Here is a 25049-nt window from a genome sequence, read left to right as displayed (position 1 = left end):
CTTCGGAGGTCACTATGTTGCTCACCGCAACGTTACTCGGACTGATTGCCGCCCTGGGGATCCTCGATGGCCGCCTGCTTGGGGTATCGATGATCGACCGGCCGCTGGTGATGTGCGCCCTCACCGGTCTGGTCTGCGGCAATCTGCATGAGGGGATTCTGATTGGCGCTACGCTGGAGCTTATTTTTCTCGGCAACGTCGCCATCGGCGCCGCGCACCCACCCGATATCGTGACCGGCTCCGTACTGGCGACCGCGTTTTCGATCATGTCCGGCCGCGGTCCGGAGGCTGCGCTCACCATCGCCATCCCCGTCTCAATGCTGGCGCAAACGCTGGGCATTCTGGTACGCGTGGTGAACGCCCGCTTCGGTCATCTGGCGGACCGCTATGCGGCGCAAGGTAATACCCGGATGGTCGGCCTGATGCACCTCGGCGGTCCGACGCTGCTCTATTTTTTAAACGGATTTCTGCCGGTTTTTTTCGCCATCCTGCTCGGCTCTTCGGCGGTTAGCTGGTTCCTTGAGGCGATTCCGCCGGTGATCACCAACGGATTGATCGTCGCCAGTAAGATCCTGCCGGCGCTCGGCTTCGCCCTGCTGATCAGCATGATGCTCAGCAGCAAACTTATGCCATACCTCGGTCTGGGATTTTTGATAGCGGCATATACCAAACTGGATATTATCGCCATCGCGCTATTCGCCGTGGTGTTGGCTTTTATCATCAGCCAGTTTCTTAATCTTAAGCAGCAGGAGAGCTAATCATGAGTGAAATGACGCAGACCCTGTCAGGCACCGCCCAGCCGCAAAGCGATGACGCAAGCCGGGTCACCGCTCGGGATTTACGCAGCGTGTTCTGGCGCTCCTTTACGCTGCAGGGCTCGTGGAACTACGAGCGCCAGCAGCATATGGGCTACGCCTTCGCCATGTCGCCCGCTCTGAAGCGCATCTATCAGGACCCGACGGAACTGGGGCGCGCCCTGCAGCGCCATCTGGTGCTGTTTAACACCACGCCGCACCTCTCCACCTTTATCTTCGGCTTGTCGATCGCTATGGAAGAGGAGAATCAGCGCAATCCCGAATTTAATGAAGAATCAATAAACGCGATTAAAACCAGCCTGATGGGGCCGCTGGCGGGTATCGGTGACTCCATATTCTGGGGGTCATTGAAGGTGATTGCCGCCGGGATGGGGATTTATTTCGCCCAGCAGGGCAGCCTCCTGGGACCGATAATGGCGTTGTTAGTTTATAACCTACCTCATCTGTTATGCCGCTGGTATGGGCTGAAGCTCGGCTATCGGGCTGGCACCACCTGGCTGATGCGGATTTACCAAAGCGGCCTCATGGATCGGGTGACCTATATCGCGTCAATCGTTGGCCTGATGGTCGTCGGCGCGATGACCGCCAGTATGATAGATATCACCACCCCGCTCAGCTTCACTGCCGGGCAGACGACTATGAAGGCACAGGAGTTTATCGACAAAATACTTCCTTCGCTGCTGCCTCTGCTTTTCACCCTTGGGATGTACAAGCTGATCCGTAAGGGAGTCAACATCAACTGGATCCTGTTAGGCACCATCGCGTTTGGCATGGCGGCCAGCGCGTTAGGCCTGCTTTAAGAAGAGGAATATTACCCATGCACGTAGAAGACTATATGAATGAAACCCCCGCTCGCCTGCTCGCTATGCTAACGCAGACGCGGGAAGATCTCTGGCAAGCGGCGAAAGCGCTGGCGGATCGCGGGATCTCTCGAATCATCCTGACCGGTTCCGGTACGTCTTACCACGGCGCGCTGACCGCGCGGTCGTTTATGCAGCAGTGGTGCGACATCCCGATCGATGTGTACTGGCCCTTCCTGCTGGACGAGATGGCACTTTCCCTCAGCGACAAAGCGCTGGTCATCGGCATTTCTCAGGGAGGCGGTAGCCTCTCCACTCTCGCCGCAATGGAGCGCGCCCGGGCAGCCGGGCACCTTACCGCTTCCATGGCCGGGGAAGCGCCAGCTGCCATCGACCAGGCGGCAGATTTGATCCTGACGGTCCCCTGTGGAGAAGAGCGCGCCGGCGCCAAAACCAAAGGTTATCACTGCACCATACTCAACCTGATACTGCTTGCGCTTGCCGTCGCCAGCCGCCAGCAGCGCCTGAGCGATGAGGAGCGCAAGGCGCTACTCGTCCGCATGGAGAGGACGTTTAATCATTTGCCGACGCTCATTGAGGCCTCGCAGGCGTGGGTTCTCAATCAGGCCCGGCCGCTTATCGACAGCGCAGATATTCGCCTGACCGGCCCGGCAGGGCTGTTTGGCACCGTTCAGGAAGGCGCGCTAAAGATGCTTGAAACGCTGCGCTGCCCGGTGGCCGGCTATGAATTTGAGGAATTCATCCACGGGATCTATAACGCCTTTGATGAGCGCTCGACCCTGATTATGCTCGATCCGCATCCCGATGAGCGTCAGGATCGTCTGGCGGAAATACTGTCTGGTTGGACGCCGCATATTTATCGCATTGGCCCGCATGTTGACAATAACGGTAAAAACATGCCCTTTACGTTTATTAACGATCCAGACTTTGCAATCTTTGAATATATTATTCCATTGCAAATGGTCTGCGCCAGGCTACCGCCAGTGAAGGGTGTCGATCCCGCAATACCTAAGGATCCGCAGTTCCACCAGAAAATGAAAAGTAAAAAACTTAATTAAATAATGCCCTGTAATAGTTATCCGCCATGCAGCGGAGGACCCTTTACATCTCAAGGAGATCAATATGTCTATAGCTCAGAAAAACGCCCACCATATTATTCGCGATATTTTAACCAGGCAACGTATTGAACGCGTGTGGTTTGTTGGCTGCGGGGGTTCGTTGACCGGCTTCTGGCCGGGGAAATATTTTCTCGACTGTGAAGCGAAAAAGCTGGCCGTCGGTTATGTGACCAGTAATGAATTTGTCCACGCGACGCCGAAAGCATTAGGAGAAAATAGCGTGGTGATCCTTGCCTCTCAGCAGGGCAACACCGCTGAAACGGTCGAAGCCGCCCGCATCGCGCGTCAAAAAGGCGCGGCTACGATTGGGCTGGTATATACCCCCGGCACGCCGCTGTGCGAACACAGCGATTACACTATCGAATACTGCTGGGCCCGCTATCCCGAAACTGTCGATCCGACACAGCAAAAAGCGGCGTACAGCCTGTGGCTGGCGCTGGAGATCCTGGCGCAAACCGAGGGATACGACCATTACGATGAGATGGTCAGCGCCTTTGCCAATTTTGAATCCGTGGTGCGCGGCGCTCAGCAGCAGGTGCAGGCGGATGCGCAGCATTTTGCTGAAGCGTGGAAGAGTGAAAAAGTCATCTATATGATGGGGAGCGGTCCCTCATTCGGCGCCGCACATCAGGAGTCAATCTGTATTCTGCTGGAAATGCAGTGGATTAACTCCGCCAGCATCCACAGCGGCGAATATTTCCATGGCCCCTTTGAGATCACCGAACCGGGGACGCCGTTTATGTTGTTAAAAAGCAGCGGCCGCACCCGCCCGCTGGACGATCGCGCGATCCGCTTTATCGAACGCTATCAGGGAAAACTGCAGATTATTGACGTGGAAAAAGTGGGAATTGATACGCTTCACGCCAGCGTGCGCGAATATTTCTGCGGCCTGCTGCACAACTGCGTTCTTGATGTGTACAACCTGGCGCTGGCCACCGCCCGCAACCATCCTCTGACCACCCGCCGCTATATGTGGAAAGTCGAATATTAATTCGCTAACTCTCTGCCAGCCCCGGCGACCTGCTCCGGGGCTGTGCTGAGGATTACCAGCGAAAATCGTCAATGCGTAATTCAAAAATATCGTGAATATAACCAATTTCCGCTACCGGCAGCGTCACATTATAGAGTATTTTCAGGCGCTGAAACGAGTGGTTCACCATAGCAATAAATTCTCCGTGCTGGCGAGAAAATTGCTCAAGATTTTTATAATGGGTAATTTCATTACGCATTACCAGACGCTCAATCATGCAGCTGAGATGCACATACAGGCTAATAATTAAATTATTATTAAAATTAAAGCTAAGCGTGTTTTGCCACTCTGCAATAATAGTCTCAATATGGCTCATCGTTTTTCCGGCATTCAGTATCGTCAAGGAGTTGACGACGTTATGCAGCGAAAACTCGCGAACCATATTTTTATTAATCAGCGCAATTTGCTTTTCATTGAGATAGCCGCTTAAGAGCTGACTGAGATGCCGATGCCCCTGCTCGCCCAGCAGCTCTTCAATACCTACCCATGGCACCCCCGCAAGCTGTGGGTCGTGCGTACCCACAACCGCAATCACTTCATACTGGTGGAGCAACGATATCGCCGTGCGACTATTTTTTAAGCGCGTATACTCGCAGGCGATAATGTTAATATCAAAGTCGCTGAGCAGGCTCTTCTCCATCAGATTTTTAAATTTAAACGCAGTACCGATTCCGGTAATGCAGGTCACCAGCAGAGCACGCTCTTTTTTTTCTGTCGGCCAGAAGACATCCCAACGCGACTGATTGAGCGGCACGATCTCTTCGGCAATATGTTCGATATTTTTCCCCAGCGCGATCTCGCTGGCGACGTTCAGCGCCATGCGCGTCGTGACGTTATCCACCACCACCAGCGGGCCGTTAATCACCGACAAAAGCGCATCGGCAATCTCTTTGGTATAGCCCATATCGATAAGCACCATGACTCCGGCTCGGGTATCGGTATGCTGGAGATAATCAACCACGGCGCGGCTGACATCGCTGAACGCCACCTCCATCGGCATGTCCATCGCCTGGTAGATCTTCTCGCCAATCAGGCGATTGGCGACCCCCGCAATGCTGCTGGCGGTCGAATAGCCGTGGGCGATAATCAGCGCTTTCACTTTTCCGCCGCTGGTCGCATCAATCGCATTGCTGACGATGGCGGCAACCGCCAGGCGGTCAAGCGTATCGATGAGCAGATCGTATTTGTTATTGACGACATCCAGTAGTTTCCCCGCGATACGCTGCGCCAGCCCCGCTGAGGACTCCAGCCAGCGCTGCATCACCAGACGCGCGGGTTCGGCAACGCTGCGCGGAGCAAGAGGCAGGCTGGTCAGGTAGCGGCCAGTAAGATAGGCGAATTCGGCATTCAGCTGGAGATCGTAATTGGCGGCGATCGCCTTGCCCACATCCTCAATAAAGCGCAGCCGCTTATCCTGAAGAGAGACCGCGCTCTCCTGATTCATCAACGCATCGAGATAGAGCGTCACGTTTTGATAAATGAGCTTTTCAAAGGTCCTCGCGCTGATATTGTCCTTCCCTAGTTCCTCGCACAGGCTGCAAATATTTTCCGTTAGCCGTTGATACTCATGATGACGACCGGAAAACAAAGGCTGCGCGTCGCCATCGCGGTAAATCATGACCCGTTCGCTATTTTGCTGAAGAGAAAAAGGCGCATCCGCCAGCAACCGGTCGGGCAGTAAACCCGCTTTTATCTGTAAAAGATCGCTATCCCGCTCGCCAAATGTCCAGGCGCTGGCGCAAATATTGCGGATCAAATTCTCTAGTCCGCCGACGTTACCCTCGAGCGTTTCGCGCATCAGCTGGCTAATGATTTCGCCGTCCAGCGCCAGATCGTGATGTAATCGCTGCGCTTCACGGCGAAAAAAGTGATGGATAAACGCCAGTCTTTCATACTGTCCACGCTCGGCGATCGGCAGGATTTTGACGATCACTGGAATACGACGAATAAAAGTTGCCAGGAAGTGCTTTTCCAGATCCTCCGTTGAAGCAAAAATCAGCCGTACCGTGGCGCTGCGCTCCTCGCTGCTCTCCCCCAGTCGCCGCCAGCTACCGTTATCCATAAAATGGAACAGTTTCTCCTGTCCTTCGGGGGGCAGACGATGAACCTCATCAATAAACAGTACCCCGCCGTTGCTGGTCTCGATAAGACCGGGGACTGATTTATCCGCACCGGTAAAGGCGCCCTTCGCGTGACCGAATAATTTTGAGGTCAGCAGTTCTGGATTATTGGCGTACTCGGCGCAGTTAAACACGGTGAACGGCGCATCGGCAGGTAAAACCTCCTGTTCCATAGCGTAACGCCACAGCTGGCGGGCAAGGAAGCTTTTCCCCGTGCCGGTGGGACCGCGCAGCAGAAGCGGTAGACCTGCGCCGGGGTAGCTGATGGCGGCCTTGCACTGTCGCAAAGCTTCCTGCAGGCTGCCCTGAGCGCCTATCAGCTGCGCCAGACTATCCTGGCGCTCAGCGCACAGGGCCTGAAGGGAAGCGTATTCGCCGTGTCGAACCGCGAGGCGGTGGTGGTCGCGCAGCGCGGCAATGGGTAAAAACAGCACCGGGCGACCATTTACTTTGACCACCCGCTGCTCGCGATGGAGATTATTCAGATGATGGCTGATGATACTGCGTTTTTGCTTCAGGCTATCGGCAATCGCCATCGCATTAAACTCGCCAAGCGCTTCCGCGGTCAGCGGTCGCCCGACGATCCGTTGTTCTAGCTGGCGAAAAATCGACTCCTTATTCATCTTGCGCCCCTGTCAAAAGCGTAAAATTCGCTTATACGACAATTCGCGTAAGAGGTCGCTGCCCCCTGCCACACTTCTTAAAAAAGCTTAATTATTCATGGGTTACCGTGCAGCCACGCCAGCGCCCGCTCGCCCGTTTCATCCATCGGCAAATAGACCAGCAGGCGCGAGCCGTTGCGCGGGGCCGAGTACCAGTACATCTGCTGCAGGCTGAAGCGTCCGAGCTGCGGATGGTTAAAGTGTTTCACCTGATTTTCCACCCCGCGTACCTCATAGCGCTGATGCCAGAGCGCCTCGAACTCCGCCGACGCGGCGAAAAAGCGCGCCAGCTTATTCTCCCACAGCGGATCGCCGCGGTGCTCCGCCATCGCCGCGCGGAAATAGGAGACAAACGTCGCCAGCACGTCGCGATTTTCAATACGGCTGCGCCAGGTTTCATTGGTCAGATACAGATAAATGCAGTTGCGATCCTCTTCCGGAATGGTGGCGAAATCGATGCCCATCAGGCGGCAGAAGCTGTCGTTCCACGCCACAATATCGAAGCTCGGCTTCTGAATACTGGCGGGCTGCGGCATCAGGCTATCGAGCATCCGCCGGGTGCCGGGGCTGATGCCTTCGCATACCGTGACCTGCGCGGCTTCCGGCGGCGTCAGTCCGGCCAGGACAAACAGGTGCCGGGTCTCCAGCGGGCTGCACTGCAGCGCGTTCGCCACCGACACCAGCACGGCCTCGGACGGATTCACTTCCCGCCCCTGCTCCAGCCAGGTGTACCAGGTGACGCCGACCTCCGCCAGCATCGCCACCTCTTCCCGCCGCAGGCCCGGCGTGCGTCGTCGGCCAACGCGCGGCAACCCCAGGCGCTGCGGATCGAGGCTCTCACGCCGGGCGCGCAGAAACGCCCCCAGCTGTTTACGGCCGTCATCGGGCGCGGCGATCGTCGATTCACGTTGCGGCATGGTCGTCATAAAACCTCCAGCATGGTAGTGCTAATACCAGTATAAGCAGGAACTGGTACCCGTTTAATTTATCGGTGATGCTACGGCCATCCGCTGAATGACGCAATGGAGAGATCCGATGAATTCGTCTGCTGTTTCACCCGGCCGCGCCGGTTTATTCCTTCTGTTGACCGGCCAGATGCTGCCGCTGATCGACACCTCGATCGCCAACGTCGCGCTGGACTCCATCACCCAGTCGCTGAACGCCAGCGCCACCCAGCTGGAACTGATCGTCGCGCTGTACGGCGTCGCCTTTGCCGTTTGCCTGGCGATGGGCAGCAAGCTTGGCGATAACTATGGCCGCCGCCGTCTGTTTATGTGGGGCGTGGCGATTTTTGGCGTCGCCTCCCTGCTGTGCGGGATGGCGAACTCCATCAGCACGCTGCTGGCGGCGCGCGCGGTCCAGGGCGCCGGCGCGGCCCTGATCGTGCCGCAGATTCTCGCTACGCTGCATATCACCCTCAAAGGCACCGCCCACGCCCGGGCCATCAGCCTCTACGGCGGCATTGGCGGAATCGCCTTTATCGTCGGTCAGATGGGCGGCGGCTGGCTGGTCTCGGCGGATATCGCCGGTTTAGGCTGGCGAAATGCCTTCTTTATTAATGTGCCGATCTGCCTGCTGGTGCTGGCCTTCAGCCCGCGATACGTCCCGGAGACCCGGCGCGAAGCGCATTCGCGCATCGACTGGCAGGGCACCTTCAGTCTTGCGCTAATCCTCTGCTGCCTGCTGTTTCCGATGGCGCTGGGGCCGGAGCTGCACTGGCCGTGGACGCTGCAGCTGATGTTAGCTGCGGTGCTGCCGCTGCTGGTCTGGATGCGGGCCAGTGCGCTGAGCAAACAGCAGCGCGGCGAGCAGCCGCTATTGCCGCCTCGCCTGCTGAAGCTCACCAGCATTCGCTTTGGCATGGCCATCGCCCTGCTCTTTTTCAGCGCCTGGTCCGGGTTTATGTTCTGCATGGCGCTGACCATGCAGGCCGGTCTGGGGATGGCGCCGTGGCAGTCCGGCAACAGCTTTATCGCGCTCGGCGTGGCCTACTTCATCTCCGCGCTGTACGCGCCGAAGCTGATTGCCCGCTACAGCATGGGGCGCATTTTGCTGACCGGCCTGTCGGTGCAGATTGTCGGCCTGCTGCTGCTGAGCGCGACCTTTTATCGCCTTGGTATCCACACCACCACCCTGGCGCTGGTCCCCTCCACGGCGCTCATCGGCTACGGGCAGGCGCTGATCGTCAACAGCTTTTACCGTATCGGGATGCGCGATATCAGCGCCTGCGACGCCGGGGCCGGGAGCGCGATTCTCAGCACTCTGCAGCAGGCGACGCTGGGCCTGGGCCCGGCAATTCTCGGGTCGCTATTCTTAACCCTTGCCCAGCGCAGCGGCGGCGACTATCCCCGGGCGCTGATCGATTTCCTGGCGCTGGAAGTGGTGATGATGCTGGTCCTGGGCGCCATCGCGCTGTGGCTACGCCATCACCTTAACGTCCGTCCGGCGGTAGCGACCCCATAATTCACAACAGCGTAACCTGCGATTTGCATAATAGACATCCAGCGGTCATCATAACCGCTGGATGTAAAGGAGACGTTATGCAGGAATTCATATCGCAAATCGCCGCATTAGGCATCAAAATTACCCCCACTACCTCACTCATTATTATCTTCGGCATTATTTTTCTGACGGCGATTGTCGTTCATCTTATTCTGCACAAAGTGGTGCTGCGCACCTTCGAAAAGCGGGCGAAGGCCAGCAGCCACCTGTGGCTGCAAATTATTACCCAGAACAAACTGTTTCATCGTCTGGCCTTCACCCTGCAGGGGATTATCGTCAACGTGCAGGCGGTGTTGTGGCTGCAAAAAGGCAGCGAGGCCGCGGAAATACTCACCACCTGCGCGCAGCTGTGGGTGATGATCTACGCGATGCTGTCCTTCTTTTCGCTGCTGGACGTGGTGTTCAATTTATCGCAGAAATTCGCCACCGCTTCTCAGCTGCCGCTTAAAGGGATATTTCAGGGTATTAAGCTGGTCTGCGCGATTATTGTCGGCATTCTGGTTATCTCCTTACTGATTGGCCAGTCGCCGGCGATTCTGATTAGCGGACTCGGCGCGATGGCCGCGGTACTGATGCTGGTATTCAAAGATCCTATTCTTGGCCTGGTGGCGGGAATTCAGCTCTCCGCCAACGATATGCTCAAGCTCGGCGACTGGCTGGAGATGCCCAAATATGGCGCCGACGGCGCGGTGATTGACATCGGCCTGACCACGGTGAAGGTACGCAACTGGGATAACACCATCACCACCATTCCAACCTGGTCGCTGGTTTCCGACTCATTTAAAAACTGGAGCGGTATGTCGGCATCCGGCGGTCGCCGCATTAAGCGCAGCCTGAATATCGATACCACCAGCATTCATTTTCTTGATGAACAGGAGCAGCAGCGCTTGATTCAGGCCAGGCTGCTGAAGCCGTATATGGATTCACGTCACCAGGAAATCAGCCTGTGGAACCAGCAGAACGCCGCCGATCAATCGATATTGAATCAGCGCAGGATGACCAATATCGGCACCTTCCGCGCCTATTTGCAGGAGTATTTGCGTAATCATCCGCGCATCCGTAAAGATATGACGCTGATGGTGCGCCAGCTGGCGCCGGACGCCAGCGGCCTGCCGATTGAGATTTACTGCTTCACCAACACCGTGGTGTGGGCGGAATATGAAAGCATTCAGGCGGATATATTCGATCACGTTTATGCCGTGGTTGACGAATTCGGCCTGCGGATCCATCAGTCCCCTACCGGTAACGACATTCGTTCGCTGGCGGGCGCGGTGTCTCAGTAATATCCTCAGGCACTGGCGCGGGAAATGACGCGCCAGTCCATCATCACCCGCTCGACCGCGGCGTCGGGATTGTCGATTCTTTTCATCAGCAGCGTGACCGCCGTACGGCCAATCTCGCGCGAAGGCTGTTCCACGGTGGTCAGCTGCGGCGATACCACTTCAGCCAGTTCGGTGCCATCAAAACCGACCACCGCAATATCATCCGGCACCCGCATTCCGGCCTGAGCGATAGCCCGCAGCGCGCCCGCCGCCAGCGAATCAGAGACGGCAAACACCGCGTCCGGCTGCTCTTCCTGCGCCAGCAGCGTCTCCATCGCCTGTTTACCGGCCGCGGCGCTCAGATCGCTGGCGTAGATCACCTGTTGATACGCCAGTTCGCGAACGTGCAAAACGCTTTTATAGCCGCGCTCGCGCAGGCGCGAGTAGCGATAGCTGAGATCGTGGTTGATTAAAGCAATGCGTTTACACCCGCCGTCAACCAGCCGGGAAACGGCGCCCTGCGCCGCGTCGACGTCGTTGATGCCGACGCAGGAGATGCTGCCGTTATCGGCATATTCCGCGCACTGAACCCAGGGCGCGTCGCCGATCATGGTGGTGAGTTCCGGCAGGCTGGAGAGCGCGTTCATGGTGATGATGCCGTCGACCATTTTGCCGGAGAGCAGCTGCAGCCCCGAGGTTGAACGGGCTAAATCCGAACCTGAATTACACAGCAGGATCCGGTAGCCGTTCTTTTCCGCCTCTTCTTCAATGCCCTTGACCACTTCGGCGCAAAAGGGGTTGGCGATATTAGAGACCATCACCAGAATCATATTGCTGCGGGCCGTTCGCAGCTGGCGGGCCAGCAGATTCGGCTGGTAGTTACTCTCTTTGATCGCCTGCAGCACACGTTCGCGATTCTTCGCTTTAACGGTATCGCTGTTATTCAATACCCGCGATACCGTCGCCACCGAGACGCCCGCCAGGCGAGCGATTTTCTGAATTGACATAGAGGCTGCACTTCCCGCATAGACGTTATATTTCGCAGGCTATCATAAATGAGCCCCGCCTGCGCCGTCAGCAGGTTTTGCGATAATCGACGGGATTGATTAGCACGCTAAGGTCGCTATCATGATAGCGTCGGCGTTGTTTCGCGAGAGATGAAACGTACGCTGGCCGTTGAACATCATCGGCATATAACTGGGGTATCTCTTGAACACAATAAAAAATATTCATATCGCGGCGGCAGTGATCGCCGACGGCCAAGGACGCTGTCTTTTAGTGCGCAAACGAGGGACTGAGTACTTTATGCAGCCCGGTGGAAAGCCTGAAATCGGGGAAGCCCCGGAAGCGGCGCTGATCCGCGAGCTCGAAGAGGAGCTCAACTTCATCGTCTCACCTGAAGAACTGGTCCCGTTAGGCCGCTTCACCGATACGGCGGCAAACGAGCCGGGCCATACGGTCTCTGCGGATATCTTTCAGATAGCCACCAACAGAGCGAGCTTTACACCGACGGCAGAAATAGAAGAAGTTATCTGGTATACGCCGGGCCAGGATCGGCATATTAAGCTTGCTCCCCTTACCGAGAACCACCTGCTTCCTCTGCTGAAAGGGGCGTAAGCGCCCGGGGCGCATCGAAAGTATTCGCTCATTTGTCTGCAAGTCAAAATCCACGCTGCCATCGTCCCGGTTGCGCTACGCGGCTTGCAGGCAGAGCCAGTTCAGGCTGAAGCGCCATGTCTCTCCGAAAATCCTTTGTCCTCTTCTTCTGTTTAAGATTTAATGCATCCTTCTGATTCACTCCCCTTCAAACGCCGACGCGTTTTAGTGCATAAAAACGCCCTGTTTTGTACGCCAGATCATATTTCACCAGACTATCCTTTCCCCATTAATCCAAAATATCGCAACTTTCCCTTACAAAAAGCAGGCATTTACAGAATAAACCTCATAAAATAAAACAAAATAAAAACACAAAATTAACAAAAAGTGATGGGATAGCGTTTTTTTTGACTTATTGTGCTGTTTTTTTTTAACCAATCTTCTCCCATTCAGCGAGAAAATTCCTGGTCACCATGGATAATTCTTAAAGAGGAATCGACATAAAACTCTGCATCTTCAGATTTTTCTTATTCATTAGAGTAGGTTAGTATAAATCCAGACAGTTTTTGGCATTAAGAATTTACACATTTTTCATCTATATAACCATCCAGAAATTAAAGTTGTCACATTTATTAACTAGCCATAATATAGCCACATCATTGAACGATAGGGTAAGACAATATAGGGAAATAAATCGACATATGGCTCCACAGAAATATGAGAAGGTATACTGCATAAGCTGTCAGTATCAATGCGAAATCTATCCCCGACCTACGATAAAATCGATTAACTGCATTGAAACCCGCTATTGCGTATGGCCCGATAAAAACATCTATTTAAAAAATGGTGTGCATTGTTTTTTAATTAACAAGCACTACAACTTCTCTAATTCTGGCTTTATTTTTGTTGATTTTTCTCGCTACAACATCAGATTATTCACCAATAATAAATGGCTTGAATATCTGATCAAAACAGGATTGCGGGTAGTGTTGATTGCCGACAGATTAGCACAACCGCTCGCGCTGTACTGGAAACACCGCTGTCAGCAGATAATTTCGATTATCAACGCCAGCGATACCCGGCATGAGATTGGAAAGAAAATACAGCTTTCGTTTCTCGGTCAAAGAGATGGTCGAGGTTACCGCCAAAAACTCAGCGACCAGGAAGTGTTGGTTCTCGATCTTTTACTCGCAGAAAAGTCGATTAAGCAAATAGCCAACGAATTGCAGATGGCAGAAAAAAGAATCTACGCAATCAAGCTCAGCTTGCAGAATAAGATGGGAGGCAGAGGGAAGTTAAACATTATTCTATCTGGATAAAGTCATTATCAGTATTTGTAGCAATAACTCCATAAATGGAACTAACTTAATTATTCTCAGGAAATTTAAAATGAAAAAAATCGTATTAGCGGGTGTTGTGGCTGCGGCTCTTATCTCTTCCAACGCAATGGCTGACGTGACCACTTCCGCCACGGCAAGCTGGGATGCAAGCGCAACTAAAGACACCACCAGCGCGCTGGTCGTCACTCCGCTGAAATCCCTGAACTTCCAGTACGCTGAAGGGATTAAAGCGTTTAACGCCCAGAAAGGCGCTTTTGACATCACCATCCAGGGCCAGTCTGGCGCGACCGACTTCACGCTGACCTCTCAGATCGTCAGCAACACCCTGAGCCGTACCACTGATGCCTCTACTCTGGCCGTTGGTGTGAGCTGGAACGGCAACGCGCTGAACAAAACCACGCCGGTAACGATGATTGATACCGCCAACAACATCTCCGCGGGTCTGGATGCGCTGGCTGTCGCTACCGCCTTCGCAGGCGCCGATCGCGTCAGCACTCAGGGTAACTTCGATTTCACTGTCGACTCTGCGACTTCTGACGGCAGCACCGTCGCTGAGTTCAAAGATTTAACCGACGGTTACTGGAGCGGCGACGTTCGCGTTCAGTTTAACGCGGTCTGGACTATCTAATCAGGTGTAGCCAACACCTGTCCGGTATGACAAGGAGGCTTCGGCCTCCTTATAAGGATGCGCCATGAAACTGAATCCATTATTACTCTCTCTCTTCTTATTCACCGTGACGCCCTCCTCCTATGCGATTAATGTCGGAGACGTCACCTCAATAATGGGGCCGGATGCCTCGACTCTGGCAAAAGAAATCATTAATACCACCGATACGGCGCGTTACGTTAGCGTCAGCGTGGAGCGTATCTCATCGCCTATGGCCGGCGGCAAGGTTATCCCGATGGCGAGCAGATCGGAATTATTATCAACGCCAGCCAGCCTGATATTACCCGGAAATGCCAAAGAGAACTTTCGTTTTTTTTACAAAGGACCTCAGGACAACCAGGAACGTTATTACCGCATATCCTGGACCGATGAGCCGGTGACCGAATTCGAAGCCAGCAAGAAGAAAAAACAGGGTGAGGCAACGACCTCTGCCATTATTGGTACGATTCTGGTGGTCGCGCCGCGTGAAGAAAGATTTGACTATCGTCGCGATAATGACACGGTCACCAATACCGGCAACGCTTCATTCCGCGTTATCTCCTACGGGCCCTGTCGTGATAAAGCGAAGGATGAGGGTCAAGGCTGCCGTGAACGCTATTATGTCATGCCTGGTGTCAGCGTAAAAATAAAGCATACCGATCTCACCAACAAACAAACGCGAATTGGAATATGGCACGGTGAGCAATATATAAATGTAAACTGAGTAACATTATGGATAATCTTGGTTATGTCAAAGGGACGTTGTTCGCTGGGTTATTGATCACGGTAAACCAGGGTTGGGCAGCTAATGCTACAGCGCCAGTGAAAGTCAGTAACTATGTTATTCCTTCGGTATTTGCTAACGCGTTATATCAGGGCATGACGGTCCCTGTTTTTATTCGTTATGAAGGCGATAATAGTACCCAACGCAGCCAGCAAAAAATCGCCGATGCTGTCCTCACAATCAAGGATAATGAGTTTCGCCTGAACCAGATCGCGCTGAGCGATCTCCCTGAGCGAACCGAATTATCACCGCAGATAAAATCGTTGCTCAACGAGATGCAGGACAAAAGCATCGGCGACGGTCAGCGCGTTTATATCAACAAAGACGCCTCACTTTCACTCGATACGCGTTCCTTTTATCTTGAGCTGACGGTTAACCGGGCAGCCATGCAGGCCGCTATTTTGCCGCGTACCAACATGCTTGGGGAATCCACTGCTCAGAATCTCTCGAGCGTGCTGAATTACTCGATGGGGAGCTATTACAACAAATATGAGAATACCGATAACGCCAGCAGCTACCTGACGCTGGACAATACCTGGTCGCTGCGCGAGCACCATCTGAACTTTAACGGTTCCCTCTACGGAATTGGTACCGGCAACCAGCAGGGTAAACTGTATCGCTCGATGTACGAACGTGACTATCAGGGACGCCGCTTCGCCATGGGAATGGTGGATACCTGGAATCTGCAATCGATCGCCAGCATGAGCGCCCTGAACTCCAGCCGCATTTACGGCATCAGCTATGGCAATAAAAGCAGTTCCCAAACGCAAGACAATACGCTTGCTCTGGTGCCCGTAACGGTGTTCCTGCCAGCCGCCGGTGAAGTGCACGTTTACCGTGACGGTAAACTGCTCAGCATTCAAAACTTCTCCATGGGCAGCTACGAACTGGATACGTCGCGCCTGCCGTTTGGCATCTACAACGTTGATATACAGGTGGTCGTTAACGGGCGCGTGGTCAGCAGCCGGACGGCGAACATCAATAAAACGTTCGCCCGGAAATCGAGCGTCACCGGCGATCTCTCGTGGCAAACCTTCGCGGGCAGCCTCGAATACAACAAGATGGACTATCGTCACAACTACAACATCAATTATGGTACACGGAATACGTGGATAGCCGGGGTCGCCGCTGCAACCAGCCAACCCTGGCTTTCCGGCGTGAATCTGAAAACCACGCTCTACGGTTTTGACAATAACGGCGTCAATGAAACGGAAGCGAACGTTATTTTCAACAACGCGTTCAGCTTTAACCAGCAGGGGCTGCTCGCTACCGACGGCAGCTGGCAGAGTACCTCCACCTTCAATATGAGTTTACCGGACGGGTACGGCAACCTGTGGGGATCGCGCCAGTACAGTTCCATCGGTAACGCGCTACCGATGCAGCAAAACGACTATGTGACCGTCGGCGCCAACGCGAACCTGCGCAAAATCGCGCCGTTCCTCGGTACGCTGAGCGTCAGCCGAACCAATAACAAATATACCGGGAGCACCTATACCAACGTCGATTACGATCAATCGCTGCTAGCCAATCGCTACGCGACGATTTCTCTGCGCGCCGGTATTCAGAATTATCAGTACAACACCCACGAAAATCTGCGCGATAAGTACGTCAATATTGACGTTTCTATCCCCTTCTCCGCCTGGCTTAGCACCGGCGTGTCCAGCCAGAACGGTAACATGCTGGCGAACGCCACGCTGCGCAAGAGCTTTGACAACAGCGCCATTACTCAGGTGGGAGCATCGGTTTCAAAACAGATTAAACAGAACAAAAATGACGATAGCCGCTATCGCACCGACGATTACGCCGCCAATGGTTACGTCAGCTATGACACCAAATATAACGCTGGCACCGTCTCCGTCAGCCGCTCATCGCAGCACAGTTCAAACTACAGCCTGAGCTCGCAGGGCAGCGTGGCCTGGACGGAAAAAAATATCTATGCCGGAAAAGGCACCCAAACCGCGGGCCTGGTGGTGAATACCCATTTCAGCGGCAAGGGCAGGATGATGGCGCAGATCAACGGCCAGAACTACCCGCTGACCGGCAAAAGCAACTTCATCAGTCTTCCGCCTTACGCGGAATATAAAGTGGAGCTGATGAACGACAAAAATTCGGAAGACAGCGTCGATATCGTGACCGGCCGACGTAACAAAGTCGTGCTCTATCCCGGCAACGTCAGCGTGCTTAACCCGGAAGTCAAACAGCTGGTCACCGTATTTGGCCGGGTGAAAGACCGTCGCGGCGGTTACTACGCCAACGCCGATATTCATAACCACATTGGTAAAACGCGCACCGACGAACTCGGCGAGTTCGCCATGGACGTCGATAAGCGCTTCCCGGTAATCACCCTGGTCGATAAATTCGGCGGCATCTGCGAAGTGGATCTGGATCTGACAGAGGCGAAAGGCGCCGTATGGGTCGGTGAGATCCCTTGTGAGATCCAACAACAAACGGCATCAGTGACTGGAGATGTTAAGAATGTCTATTAAACCCCAGGCCATCATGCTGCTGGCCGGCTGGCTGCTGGCCGCGCCGGCTATGGCGCTCACCGCTACCAACGACGGGAGCGGCAGCAACACCTATATGTTTATCGACAATGATGTCGATGATGAATATTTCATCACCACCAGCTCCCTCTCCCCGCGCTTCACCGGGGCCAATATCTGGACGAAATATAAAACGAACCAGCGTAGTCTGGGATATCTGGGCAACTCGGGCTGGAGTTACAGTAACCGCTATTTTGATCTCTGGATCGACAACTCCCCCATTAACCAACCGTTTCTCGGGCTCCGCTGCATGTCTACTGGCGCAAACTGCCCGGCTTCCGGCTATATCCCTGCGGATGTCCTCGACAAAGACGGTTACTATCACGCGATGTCCGGCAACAGCGTAGCAAACGGTTACTACGGCGCCGGAGTGCTGAGCCAGTCGGCCTATGAGTATTTTCGCAATCAGCCGGTGGGAACCATCGATAGTTTGCAGCTTAATCTCTGCTATATGGACTCCAAAGCCGATTATGACTTTGCTTCCGGCGTTCGCTGTAAAGATCTCCCCAGCGGAGGAAAGTGGGTTTACTATACGATGAACCTCGAAAAGGTCTCGCATCTGACCTTAAACAGTACCGGATCTATGGCGGAAGTGTGGATTGCCAGCGACGGTACGCCAAGCGTTAACCTCGGCTCTGAATTGTGCCAGATGGGCGTAGTCGGGAGCGCTTCCGGGATCATTTGTAAAATGGTGTCTTACAACTTTCAGGAGACCAAAACCCTCACCACCTCACTTGATTTCCGGATGGTTATCGACACGGCGATGCTGGGATTTTCCCCTTCTTCGTCTGACGTAAAGTACAGCGGTGATGGGGCTAGCTGGACTAATTTCGGTACTGCCATTACCTATAACAAGGTTTTCAAGCCGTCAGGCGAGTACGTCTACGTATTCCTGTCCAATGCCTTTTTCCAAAAAGCCCTCAAGGCAGGAACGGATTTAACCAACAAGAATGAACTGTTTACCTTCTATTTTGATAACTCCGTCACCCCGCAATCGGGTTATTATCAGTTCACGCCTTCCACATTAATTAACATCATCCCGCGGGAATACGGTATCAGCATTGTTGCCAGCGACGGGCGTTCTCATCCCAAAGCATCCGGCAAGATCGGTAGCGAAGAGCCCATCACTTTTGAATATAAAGTCACCACCTCCGCGTCGCGTCAGGCCGACAGTATTACCGCCCAGGTCATCGGCGACTCCATCAACATATATGGTCTGCCGTACTGCCTGTTTACCTCAGCGGACGAGACGCTAAAAGTCCCCATCCCGGCCTACCTCGAATGGACGTCCGCTGCCGGTAAAGCGGTAAAAGTCCGCAACAGCTGCGGTGAAAACCCTGTCGATATGACCAACGCCGCCTGGGTACAGACGGCCTGGAACGCTAACGTCAACGATGGTTTCTTTTTTACCACCACGCTGAAACTGCTGTTTCCGATGGATGACCCGCATTCACAGTTCACCACCGATGGACATGACTGGATGGGGACCGTCAGCGCCACCGGGGATGTAAAAGTGACCGCCACATGGGTCGGCGTCGATCGGGGGGTATGATGCAAAAAATCCTGGCCATCGGATTGTGCGGGCTGTGTGTCCAGCCCGCTTCCGCGGTGTACTTTGATTCCATCATTTATGATATGGATGCCAGTAAAGATTTTATCTCCCGGCCGCTAGTCAACGATACAAAAAGCACTAACTTATATACCATTTCGGCTTACAAAATCTCCCGGCCGGGCAACGGTGATGAAATACCGGTGCCCGGTCAGAGCAAAGACCTGGTCTGGTCGCCGCTGCAGTTCACCGTACAGGCCAAAGGTCAGGAATATTTTAAACTCTATTATCGCGGGCCCAAAGATGACGTTGAGCGATATTATCGGGTGATCTTTAAGGAAACGCCCGTCACGGTTTTCCCCTGGCGCATGGATCAGAAAAAAATGGCGGTTGTCCCTTCGGTGTCGATGAGCACGATTCTCATCGTGCGCCCCCGCAAGACGCGATTCCAGTATGAAATTAACGAAGCCACGGGCACCATTAAAAACACCGGCAACACCTATTTTAGAGTCATTCTGCAGAAAGGCTGCAATGGTGACGATGAAAGTTCAACGCAATTTTATATGCTACCAGGGGAGAGCTGGACAGGCCCCGAAGCGAACAATAGCCACAGGAAATATATTGTCGCATTAGGCCGCTATCATCAGTTAGGAAACGGCTGTTTTATAGATTCGCCGGGTTAAGCGCTGCTAATCCAGAGCGGGTATGGTATGCCTGAAGCGCAGCTCGCGCAGGCGATTGAGTCCGCCGAACTTCTTGCATAAAGAGTATTGAAAGCGGTAGACGCTGCGGGTATCGCATGCCATGATGCGGGCGATATCCTGACTGGAATGCCCGTCTGCCAGCAGGCGCAGCGTCTTCATTTCATGCTCAGTCAGCGACGGGGTGCGCCGACAGCGAAGATTCCGCCCCAGCATGATGCGTTTTATTTTCTTGATTAAGCTGCTCAAGCTATCGTTGACCTCCACCACCGACCATAATAATCCGGAGCGGAGCATCCAAAAATTAGCCATGGGCAGCATGCTTTTATCCGCGAGTAAAATAATCTTCAGACCGGTCTCCTGCAGTTTTTCAGCCCAGCCCTCATGCAGAAAATACAAGATATTGTCGAGGGAGAAGTCCACCACCACCATTCCTTCAGGCAGAAAACAGGTGAGTTCACGAAAAACCAAATCATTGACCGCTCGCTTAAAAAAATAGTTTTTATCCGGCCATACAGAAAACTTCCTCTCTCCGCAAAGGGATCGCTCCATTTTATCTTCCGCTTCAATAGGGCAGTTTAAACCACACGCCATACATTTAATCTCACGGTTACCTGCCGGCATTATATTTACCTCTTGAGTGGCTAAAAAATACTTTCAAAAAAGATACATACGTAATACCAAACATACTATAAACAAAATAAATTGCTGCTATTATATTTACTGTAAACAAAGAAAAAAAAGACTAATCTATAATTCCAGACCTTAGGGCAAATAACATTAACACATTTCATTAAATATTTTAATAAAACACCCACTGAATTTAACCATGTCATATTATATAGAAAAATATATCCCCATACTGTAAGCGGGCGTAATATTTATTGTTACTTGATTTATAATCACACGATGAATATTTTTCACAGGCTGCCATTATATGTTGGTTCCTCTCATTTAGCCCCCTTTTACCGCTGCCGGAAATGCCTCCGCCAGCCAGTCGATAAATACGCGCAGCCGGGATGTGACGTGGCGATTCTGCGCATAAACCACGTGAAAGGGATAAGGGGCCGGGCGCCATTTGCTGAGTATTTCCACTAGTGTTCCGTTCACCAGCGCATTTCTCAACGAATATGAGAAGGTCTGCACAATACCCAGCCCAGCCTCCGCAGCCGCGATATGCTCGTTGCTCTCATTTACGCCAAGGTGATGTTCCGTTTTGATCTCCTGACTGATGCCGTTATCCAGAAAGCGGAACGGGAAGGCTCTTCCGCTGGCGGGAGATAAATAGCTGACCAGCCGATGTCCGTTCTTCAGCTCATCGGGATACGCGGGAATGCCGTAGAGCCTGAAATAGCCCGGCGTAGCGCAGGTCACAATCGTTGCTTCGCCGATTTTGCGCGCGATCAGCGTCGAGTCGTCCAGCGGCCCTCCTCTAATCGCGCAGTCGATATTGCCGCTGATAAGGTCCGAGGGGCTGTCAGCGACCGCCAGATCGATGCGGATATCCGGATAGGTCGTCATAAAATCAGCCAGCAGCGGGATCAGCACGTCGCGAGCGGTGGAGCCGCCTACCGCGACGCGCAGGTGGCCCTTTGGCTTATTGCGGGAAGCGCGAAATGAGGCATCAATCTCGTCCAGATCTTTCAGAATTCGCACCGCTTTTTCATAGTATTCACGCCCTTCCGGCGTGACGGTAATGCGTCGGGTTGTGCGCTGCAGCAGGCACACGCCAAGATGCGATTCAAGCTGTTGAATCGCTTTACTGAGAGTGGCGTTGGGCATATTCAGGGAGTCTGCGGCCCGGGTAAAACTGTTGGCTTCGACAACGCGCGTAAAGACTTTAAGGGCTGAAAACCGATCCATTATTCATTTTTCCTGATAATAGCCGCTGATTATTCACCGGTATGAAGAGTGTTTTTCACATTACTCCGTTTTTTGCATCCGTGGCTGACGGTAGAGTGACCCCCGTACTCAGTCGCCAGGTAGTCACGGTAAGTGGATGACTCAATTGGCATATTCATACTTTAGTTAAGGAAGTGCACCATGAGTAAAAAACTTTCGGCAAAAATCGCGTTAGTCACCGGCGGCACCTCGGGCATCGGCCTGGCATCAGCCCGGGAGCTGGCCTCGCAGGGAGCGACGGTCTATATCACCGGTCGCCGTCAGGAAGAGCTTGACGCGGCGGTCGCGTTAATCGGTCCCGCCGCCAGCGGGATCCGCGCCGATGCCTCGGTATTAAGCGACCTCGATAGGGTGTTTTCGACCATTGCCAGCGAATCAGGGCGAGTGGATGTGCTTTTTGCCAATGCGGGCGGCGGCGATATGATGCCGCTGGGCGCCATAACGGAAGAGCACTTCGATCGCATTTTCGCTACCAACGTGCGCGGCGTGCTGTTCACCGTCCAGAAGGCCTTGCCGCTGTTGACCCAGGGGGCTTCCATCATCCTTACCGGCTCGACGGCGGCGGTGAAAGGCACCGCGAACTTCAGCGTGTACAGCGCCAGTAAGGCCGCCGTGCGTAATCTGGCCCGCTCATGGGCGCTGGACCTGAAGGCGCGCGCTATCCGCGTGAATGTGGTCAGCCCGGGGCCCGTCCGTACGCCCGGTCTGGGGGGACTTGTCGCCCCAGAGCAACGTCAGGGGCTCTTCGATATGCTGGCCGCCGACGTCCCGCTGGGCCGCATTGGCGAGCCGGAAGAAGTGGCTAAAACGGTGGCTTTCCTGGCCTCTGACGACGCGAGCTTTATTAACGCCGCTGAAATCTACGTTGATGGCGGGCTGGCGCAGATCTAAAAAATGCTGCCTGAAGCCCCTTGGATTCATGGGTCTTCAGGTGCTACCGTACAGACATAATTAGCCGTTTTGTCCTGTACCTGAATTATCAGAGTACCTTTTCTAATAATTATGGATGATGATATCAATGAAACTAAAAATAGCGTTTATCGCGCTTGGCTGTTCGCTTGCCGCCCTTTCCGGCTGTACCTCCTCAAAATCTTCCCCGGAACGCCACGCTTACTATTTTGTCTCACACCGCAGCGATTTCGTCGGCGGTAACTTCGTTAGTAACCGTCAGGAAAACTACCGCTTAAATCTGCCGAACTTTACCGATATCTATGCCCGCGGCCAGCAGGACAGAAAGTCGGGGATGAGCGAAAGCGACGCCCGCCGTACCGCCGACGCAATCAGGCAGCAGGTGGCTGAGGGCACAAAAACCCAGCACGCATTTACCGGCAACGTCAGCGATAAATGGGATAACGAAATGGAAAATAAAGACGCCGTGCTGTTCGGTAATGAACTGGCCGGAACGTATCTCGACGGCTATTTTGGCGTGAAATAACCCAGCGGGTGCGCGAAATGCGCACCGCGCCTTCGGGCTTATCTTTCCACCTTCACCCAGCGCTGCTGCTGATGGCTTTTCACTATCGCCGCAATGATGTACATCACGTCCGCCCCCCTCGTAGAACGAGGCGAAACGCCGTGACGATGCCGGCGGCATCTCACCGGCGCGCACCGCCTGATAAAAGCTCAGCATCATATTTTTAAACGCATCGGGCCAGCCTTCATTATGCCCGCCGGGGAAGTGGGCGCTGGCGGCGGCCTCGCCGAGCATCAGGCTCGGATCGTCGCTCAGCAGCTGGTTTGGCCCCTGGCGATGGCCAATCCACAGCCGCTGCGGCAGCTCCTGATCCCAGGCCAGCGAGCAGCGGCTGCCGCCGATCTCCACCGTCAGGCCGTTTTTTCTCCCGGCGCTGACCTGCGAAACGATAAAGCTCCCCTTGCTGCCATCGTCGAAGCGAAACAGGACCGACCCCAAATCTTCGGTATCGACGGGCCGCGCTTCATACGCGATATCATCGCGATGCTGGCTGAACGTCGCGTCGCCGGCCACGGGCGCCTGGCGCGTCGGCCAGACGATGGAGAGATCCGCCATCACCTCCACAATGCGTCGGCCGGTCATAAACTGCACCGTATCGCACCAGTGGGAACCAATGTCGGCCATCGCCCGCGAGGCCCCGCCCAGCGCCGAATCCACCCGCCAGTTATAGTCGGTCTCCAGCAGCATCCAGTCCTGCAAATAGCTGCCGTGCACCGCAAACAGCCTCCCGACATCGCCGTTGCGCATCATCGCCGCCGCCTGCTGCACCATGGCAAACTGGCGATAAACAAAGCTGACGCCATGAATCACCCCGGCGCTTTCCGCCAGCGCCACCAGCTCACGGGCCTCCTCCGCGGTCATGCAGAGCGGCTTTTCCGAAAAGACGTGCAGTCCGGCGGAGAGGATCTGTCGGTTAATCCGCGCATGCAGATGGTTCGGCGTACAGTTATGCACCACCTGTAGCCCGGGATGCGCCAGCAGCGCCTCAACGCTACCGTAGGCGTGCGCCACGTTGAGCTGGCGCGCCTTCTGCTGCGCCATCTCCAGCGAACCGTCACACAGCGCCACCACCTCGATGTCGCCCACCCGGCGCAGCGCTTCCAGATGCGCCGGCCCGATAAATCCGGAGCCAATAATGCCGACCTGAATCATTATTCCCCCTCCTTGCCTGCGGCGAAATCGTCAAACGCCCGCCCGGAGACCGGGATGATATGGCGGCGGATAAACTCGCTGCCTTCGCGCGCGCCGACCTCCGCGTCCTTCAGGCAGCACTCCCACTCCAGCACCGCCCAGCCGTCAAAATCATACTCGGTGAGCTTGCTGAAAATCGTTTTGAAGTCGATCTGCCCGTCGCCCAGCGAACGAAAACGCCCCGCCCGCTGCTGCCAGTTCTGATAGCCGCCGTAGACCCCGCTGCGCCCGTCGCGGCGGAATTCGGCATCTTTGACGTGAAACGCTTTGATTCGCGAATGATAGATATCGATGTAACCCAGGTAGTCCATCTGCTGAAGATGAAGGTGGCTGGGGTCATAGAGCATATTGCAGCGCGGATGGTTATCGACCCGCTGCAAGAAACGCTCGAAGGTCACGCCGTCATGCAGGTCTTCGCCGGGATGGATTTCGTAGCAGACATCCACGCCCTGTTCGTCAAAAACATCCAGCAGCGGTCGCCAGCGCCGGGCCAGTTCATCGAAGGCCTCATCGAGAAGCGGCTGATTATGCGGCGGCCACGGATAAAAATAAGGCCACGCCAGCGCCCCGGAAAAGGTGGCATGCGCCTTCAGCCCCAGACGCGCCGAGGCCACCGCCGCCTGGCGTACTTTTTCTACCGCCCACTGCTGGCGCGCCTGCGGGTTACCGCGCAGCGCGGCGGGCGCAAACGCGTCAAAGGCCGTATCATAAGCCGGATGAACGGCCACCAGCTGCCCCTCAAGATGGGTGGACAGCTCGCAGATCGCCAGGCCCTGTTCCGCCAGGATACCGCTCACCTCATCGCAGTAGGTCTGGCTCGCGGCGGCGCGTTCAACGTCGAAAATCGCCGGATGGTTACAGGGGATCTGCAGTGCCTGATAGCCCAAACCGGCGGCCCACTGCGCCAGGCCCTCCAGGGTATTAAACGGCGCCTGCGCGCCGATAAACTGCGCCAGGAAAATGCCCGGTCCTTTGATTGTTTTCATACCACCT

The 25049-nt window shown here is 54.5% G+C and carries 20 protein-coding genes and 2 pseudogenes; 15 read left to right on the top strand and 7 right to left on the bottom strand.

Annotated elements, in window-relative coordinates; all coding sequences use genetic code 11:
- The first annotated feature begins 14 nt into the window (after window positions 1-14).
- From BJF97_RS07930 to BJF97_RS07915, 4 genes are all read left to right on the top strand, one after another.
- On the top strand, window positions 15-758 hold the full coding sequence (locus BJF97_RS07930) for a PTS mannose/fructose/sorbose/N-acetylgalactosamine transporter subunit IIC (RefSeq protein ID WP_004099986.1): 744 nt from the start codon (window positions 15-17) through the stop codon (window positions 756-758).
- A gap of 2 nt (window positions 759-760) precedes the next feature.
- Complete coding sequence (locus BJF97_RS07925; protein WP_032694576.1) at window positions 761-1615, top strand: PTS system mannose/fructose/sorbose family transporter subunit IID; 855 nt, start codon at window positions 761-763, stop codon at window positions 1613-1615.
- A 17-nt stretch (window positions 1616-1632) separates the two neighbouring features.
- Window positions 1633-2694, top strand: a complete 1062-nt coding sequence (locus tag BJF97_RS07920; RefSeq protein WP_032694577.1) for an SIS domain-containing protein — start codon at window positions 1633-1635, stop codon at window positions 2692-2694.
- 64 nt (window positions 2695-2758) lie between these two features.
- Complete coding sequence (locus BJF97_RS07915; protein ID WP_032694578.1) at window positions 2759-3745, top strand: SIS domain-containing protein; 987 nt, start codon at window positions 2759-2761, stop codon at window positions 3743-3745.
- 52 nt (window positions 3746-3797) lie between these two features.
- On the opposite strand, the gene BJF97_RS07910 is transcribed toward BJF97_RS07915, so the two are convergent.
- Complete coding sequence (locus BJF97_RS07910) at window positions 3798-6527, bottom strand: sigma 54-interacting transcriptional regulator (protein ID WP_032694579.1); 2730 nt, start codon at window positions 6525-6527, stop codon at window positions 3798-3800.
- Between the two features lie 95 nt (window positions 6528-6622).
- The gene (locus BJF97_RS07905) at window positions 6623-7492 is read right to left on the bottom strand and encodes a helix-turn-helix transcriptional regulator (protein WP_032694580.1); all 870 of its coding nucleotides are present in this window, start codon (window positions 7490-7492) and stop codon (window positions 6623-6625) included.
- A gap of 109 nt (window positions 7493-7601) precedes the next feature.
- Here BJF97_RS07905 and BJF97_RS07900 point away from each other — a divergent pair, with 109 nt between their 5' ends.
- Window positions 7602-9029: an MFS transporter gene (locus tag BJF97_RS07900; RefSeq protein WP_032694581.1), complete on the top strand. Its 1428-nt coding sequence runs from the start codon at window positions 7602-7604 to the stop codon at window positions 9027-9029.
- 77 nt (window positions 9030-9106) lie between these two features.
- The gene (locus BJF97_RS07895; RefSeq protein WP_014837733.1) at window positions 9107-10351 is read left to right on the top strand and encodes a mechanosensitive ion channel family protein; all 1245 of its coding nucleotides are present in this window, start codon (window positions 9107-9109) and stop codon (window positions 10349-10351) included.
- A gap of 5 nt (window positions 10352-10356) precedes the next feature.
- On the opposite strand, the gene BJF97_RS07890 is transcribed toward BJF97_RS07895, so the two are convergent.
- Complete coding sequence (locus BJF97_RS07890; protein ID WP_032694582.1) at window positions 10357-11337, bottom strand: LacI family DNA-binding transcriptional regulator; 981 nt, start codon at window positions 11335-11337, stop codon at window positions 10357-10359.
- A gap of 211 nt (window positions 11338-11548) precedes the next feature.
- Between BJF97_RS07890 and BJF97_RS07885 the strand changes: the two genes are divergently transcribed.
- From BJF97_RS07885 to BJF97_RS07855, 7 genes are all read left to right on the top strand, one after another.
- Window positions 11549-11947: an NUDIX hydrolase gene (locus tag BJF97_RS07885; RefSeq protein ID WP_025107080.1), complete on the top strand. Its 399-nt coding sequence runs from the start codon at window positions 11549-11551 to the stop codon at window positions 11945-11947.
- A 680-nt stretch (window positions 11948-12627) separates the two neighbouring features.
- Window positions 12628-13245 (top strand): LuxR C-terminal-related transcriptional regulator, encoded by a 618-nt coding sequence (locus BJF97_RS07880; RefSeq protein ID WP_014228281.1) that lies wholly within the window; start codon window positions 12628-12630, stop codon window positions 13243-13245.
- Window positions 13246-13315: 70 nt separating this feature from the next.
- Window positions 13316-13894 (top strand): common pilus major fimbrillin subunit EcpA, encoded by a 579-nt coding sequence (ecpA, locus tag BJF97_RS07875; protein ID WP_032694583.1) that lies wholly within the window; start codon window positions 13316-13318, stop codon window positions 13892-13894.
- 64 nt (window positions 13895-13958) lie between these two features.
- Entirely contained in the window at window positions 13959-14636 is a 678-nt protein-coding gene (locus BJF97_RS07870; RefSeq protein ID WP_014228279.1) for a hypothetical protein, read from the top strand.
- Between the two features lie 8 nt (window positions 14637-14644).
- Window positions 14645-17182, top strand: coding sequence for a TcfC E-set like domain-containing protein (locus tag BJF97_RS07865; protein WP_032694584.1), 2538 nt, complete (start codon window positions 14645-14647; stop codon window positions 17180-17182).
- Window positions 17172-18791: a hypothetical protein gene (locus tag BJF97_RS07860; protein ID WP_014228277.1), complete on the top strand. Its 1620-nt coding sequence runs from the start codon at window positions 17172-17174 to the stop codon at window positions 18789-18791. Before BJF97_RS07865 ends, BJF97_RS07860 begins: the two co-directional genes overlap by 11 nt.
- Window positions 18788-19471 carry a fimbria/pilus periplasmic chaperone gene (locus BJF97_RS07855; protein ID WP_032694585.1) on the top strand — a complete coding sequence of 228 codons (684 nt, stop codon included), beginning with the start codon at window positions 18788-18790 and terminating at the stop codon, window positions 19469-19471. The genes BJF97_RS07860 and BJF97_RS07855 overlap by 4 nt, the downstream gene beginning before the upstream one ends.
- 6 nt (window positions 19472-19477) lie before the next feature.
- On the opposite strand, the pseudogene BJF97_RS07850 reads toward BJF97_RS07855, so the two are convergent.
- Window positions 19478-20177: pseudogene (locus BJF97_RS07850) on the bottom strand (helix-turn-helix transcriptional regulator).
- A gap of 266 nt (window positions 20178-20443) precedes the next feature.
- The gene (locus BJF97_RS07845) at window positions 20444-21352 is read right to left on the bottom strand and encodes a LysR family transcriptional regulator (protein WP_032694586.1); all 909 of its coding nucleotides are present in this window, start codon (window positions 21350-21352) and stop codon (window positions 20444-20446) included.
- Window positions 21353-21532: 180 nt separating this feature from the next.
- On the opposite strand from BJF97_RS07845, the gene BJF97_RS07840 reads away from it, so the two are divergent.
- Together BJF97_RS07840 and BJF97_RS07835 are read left to right on the top strand one after the other, a co-directional pair.
- Window positions 21533-22282, top strand: coding sequence for an SDR family NAD(P)-dependent oxidoreductase (locus tag BJF97_RS07840; protein WP_014228273.1), 750 nt, complete (start codon window positions 21533-21535; stop codon window positions 22280-22282).
- 127 nt (window positions 22283-22409) lie between these two features.
- Window positions 22410-22826, top strand: coding sequence for an Exc2 family lipoprotein (locus BJF97_RS07835; RefSeq protein ID WP_014228272.1), 417 nt, complete (start codon window positions 22410-22412; stop codon window positions 22824-22826).
- A gap of 38 nt (window positions 22827-22864) precedes the next feature.
- On the opposite strand, the pseudogene BJF97_RS07830 reads toward BJF97_RS07835, so the two are convergent.
- Window positions 22865-24017 (bottom strand): annotated as a pseudogene (locus tag BJF97_RS07830) (Gfo/Idh/MocA family protein).
- Window positions 24017-25042 carry a sugar phosphate isomerase/epimerase family protein gene (locus tag BJF97_RS07825; protein ID WP_014228270.1) on the bottom strand — a complete coding sequence of 342 codons (1026 nt, stop codon included), beginning with the start codon at window positions 25040-25042 and terminating at the stop codon, window positions 24017-24019. Before BJF97_RS07825 ends, BJF97_RS07830 begins: the two are co-directional and overlap by 1 nt.
- Between the last annotated feature and the right edge of the window lie 7 nt (window positions 25043-25049).

The sequence above is a fragment of the Klebsiella sp. LTGPAF-6F genome, from assembly GCF_001753185.1.
Lineage (GTDB): Bacteria > Pseudomonadota > Gammaproteobacteria > Enterobacterales > Enterobacteriaceae > Klebsiella > Klebsiella michiganensis.
This window is presented reverse-complemented; position numbering and strand designations above follow the sequence as displayed.

Bases quoted from the DNA above. Each gene is read 5' to 3' on its own strand.
- BJF97_RS07930 (WP_004099986.1), top strand. From the start codon at position 15: ATGTTGCTCACCGCAACGTTACTCGGACTGATTGCCGCCCTGGGGATC.
- BJF97_RS07925 (WP_032694576.1), top strand. From the start codon at position 761: ATGAGTGAAATGACGCAGACCCTGTCAGGCACCGCCCAGCCGCAAAGC.
- BJF97_RS07920 (WP_032694577.1), top strand. From the start codon at position 1,633: ATGCACGTAGAAGACTATATGAATGAAACCCCCGCTCGCCTGCTCGCT.
- BJF97_RS07915 (WP_032694578.1), top strand. From the start codon at position 2,759: ATGTCTATAGCTCAGAAAAACGCCCACCATATTATTCGCGATATTTTA.
- BJF97_RS07910 (WP_032694579.1), bottom strand. From the start codon at position 6,527: ATGAATAAGGAGTCGATTTTTCGCCAGCTAGAACAACGGATCGTCGGG.
- BJF97_RS07905 (WP_032694580.1), bottom strand. From the start codon at position 7,492: ATGACGACCATGCCGCAACGTGAATCGACGATCGCCGCGCCCGATGAC.
- BJF97_RS07900 (WP_032694581.1), top strand. From the start codon at position 7,602: ATGAATTCGTCTGCTGTTTCACCCGGCCGCGCCGGTTTATTCCTTCTG.
- BJF97_RS07895 (WP_014837733.1), top strand. From the start codon at position 9,107: ATGCAGGAATTCATATCGCAAATCGCCGCATTAGGCATCAAAATTACC.
- BJF97_RS07890 (WP_032694582.1), bottom strand. From the start codon at position 11,337: ATGTCAATTCAGAAAATCGCTCGCCTGGCGGGCGTCTCGGTGGCGACG.
- BJF97_RS07880 (WP_014228281.1), top strand. From the start codon at position 12,628: ATGGCTCCACAGAAATATGAGAAGGTATACTGCATAAGCTGTCAGTAT.
- ecpA (WP_032694583.1), top strand. From the start codon at position 13,316: ATGAAAAAAATCGTATTAGCGGGTGTTGTGGCTGCGGCTCTTATCTCT.
- BJF97_RS07870 (WP_014228279.1), top strand. From the start codon at position 13,959: ATGAAACTGAATCCATTATTACTCTCTCTCTTCTTATTCACCGTGACG.
- BJF97_RS07865 (WP_032694584.1), top strand. From the start codon at position 14,645: ATGGATAATCTTGGTTATGTCAAAGGGACGTTGTTCGCTGGGTTATTG.
- BJF97_RS07860 (WP_014228277.1), top strand. From the start codon at position 17,172: ATGTCTATTAAACCCCAGGCCATCATGCTGCTGGCCGGCTGGCTGCTG.
- BJF97_RS07855 (WP_032694585.1), top strand. From the start codon at position 18,788: ATGATGCAAAAAATCCTGGCCATCGGATTGTGCGGGCTGTGTGTCCAG.
- BJF97_RS07845 (WP_032694586.1), bottom strand. From the start codon at position 21,352: ATGGATCGGTTTTCAGCCCTTAAAGTCTTTACGCGCGTTGTCGAAGCC.
- BJF97_RS07840 (WP_014228273.1), top strand. From the start codon at position 21,533: ATGAGTAAAAAACTTTCGGCAAAAATCGCGTTAGTCACCGGCGGCACC.
- BJF97_RS07835 (WP_014228272.1), top strand. From the start codon at position 22,410: ATGAAACTAAAAATAGCGTTTATCGCGCTTGGCTGTTCGCTTGCCGCC.
- BJF97_RS07825 (WP_014228270.1), bottom strand. From the start codon at position 25,042: ATGAAAACAATCAAAGGACCGGGCATTTTCCTGGCGCAGTTTATCGGC.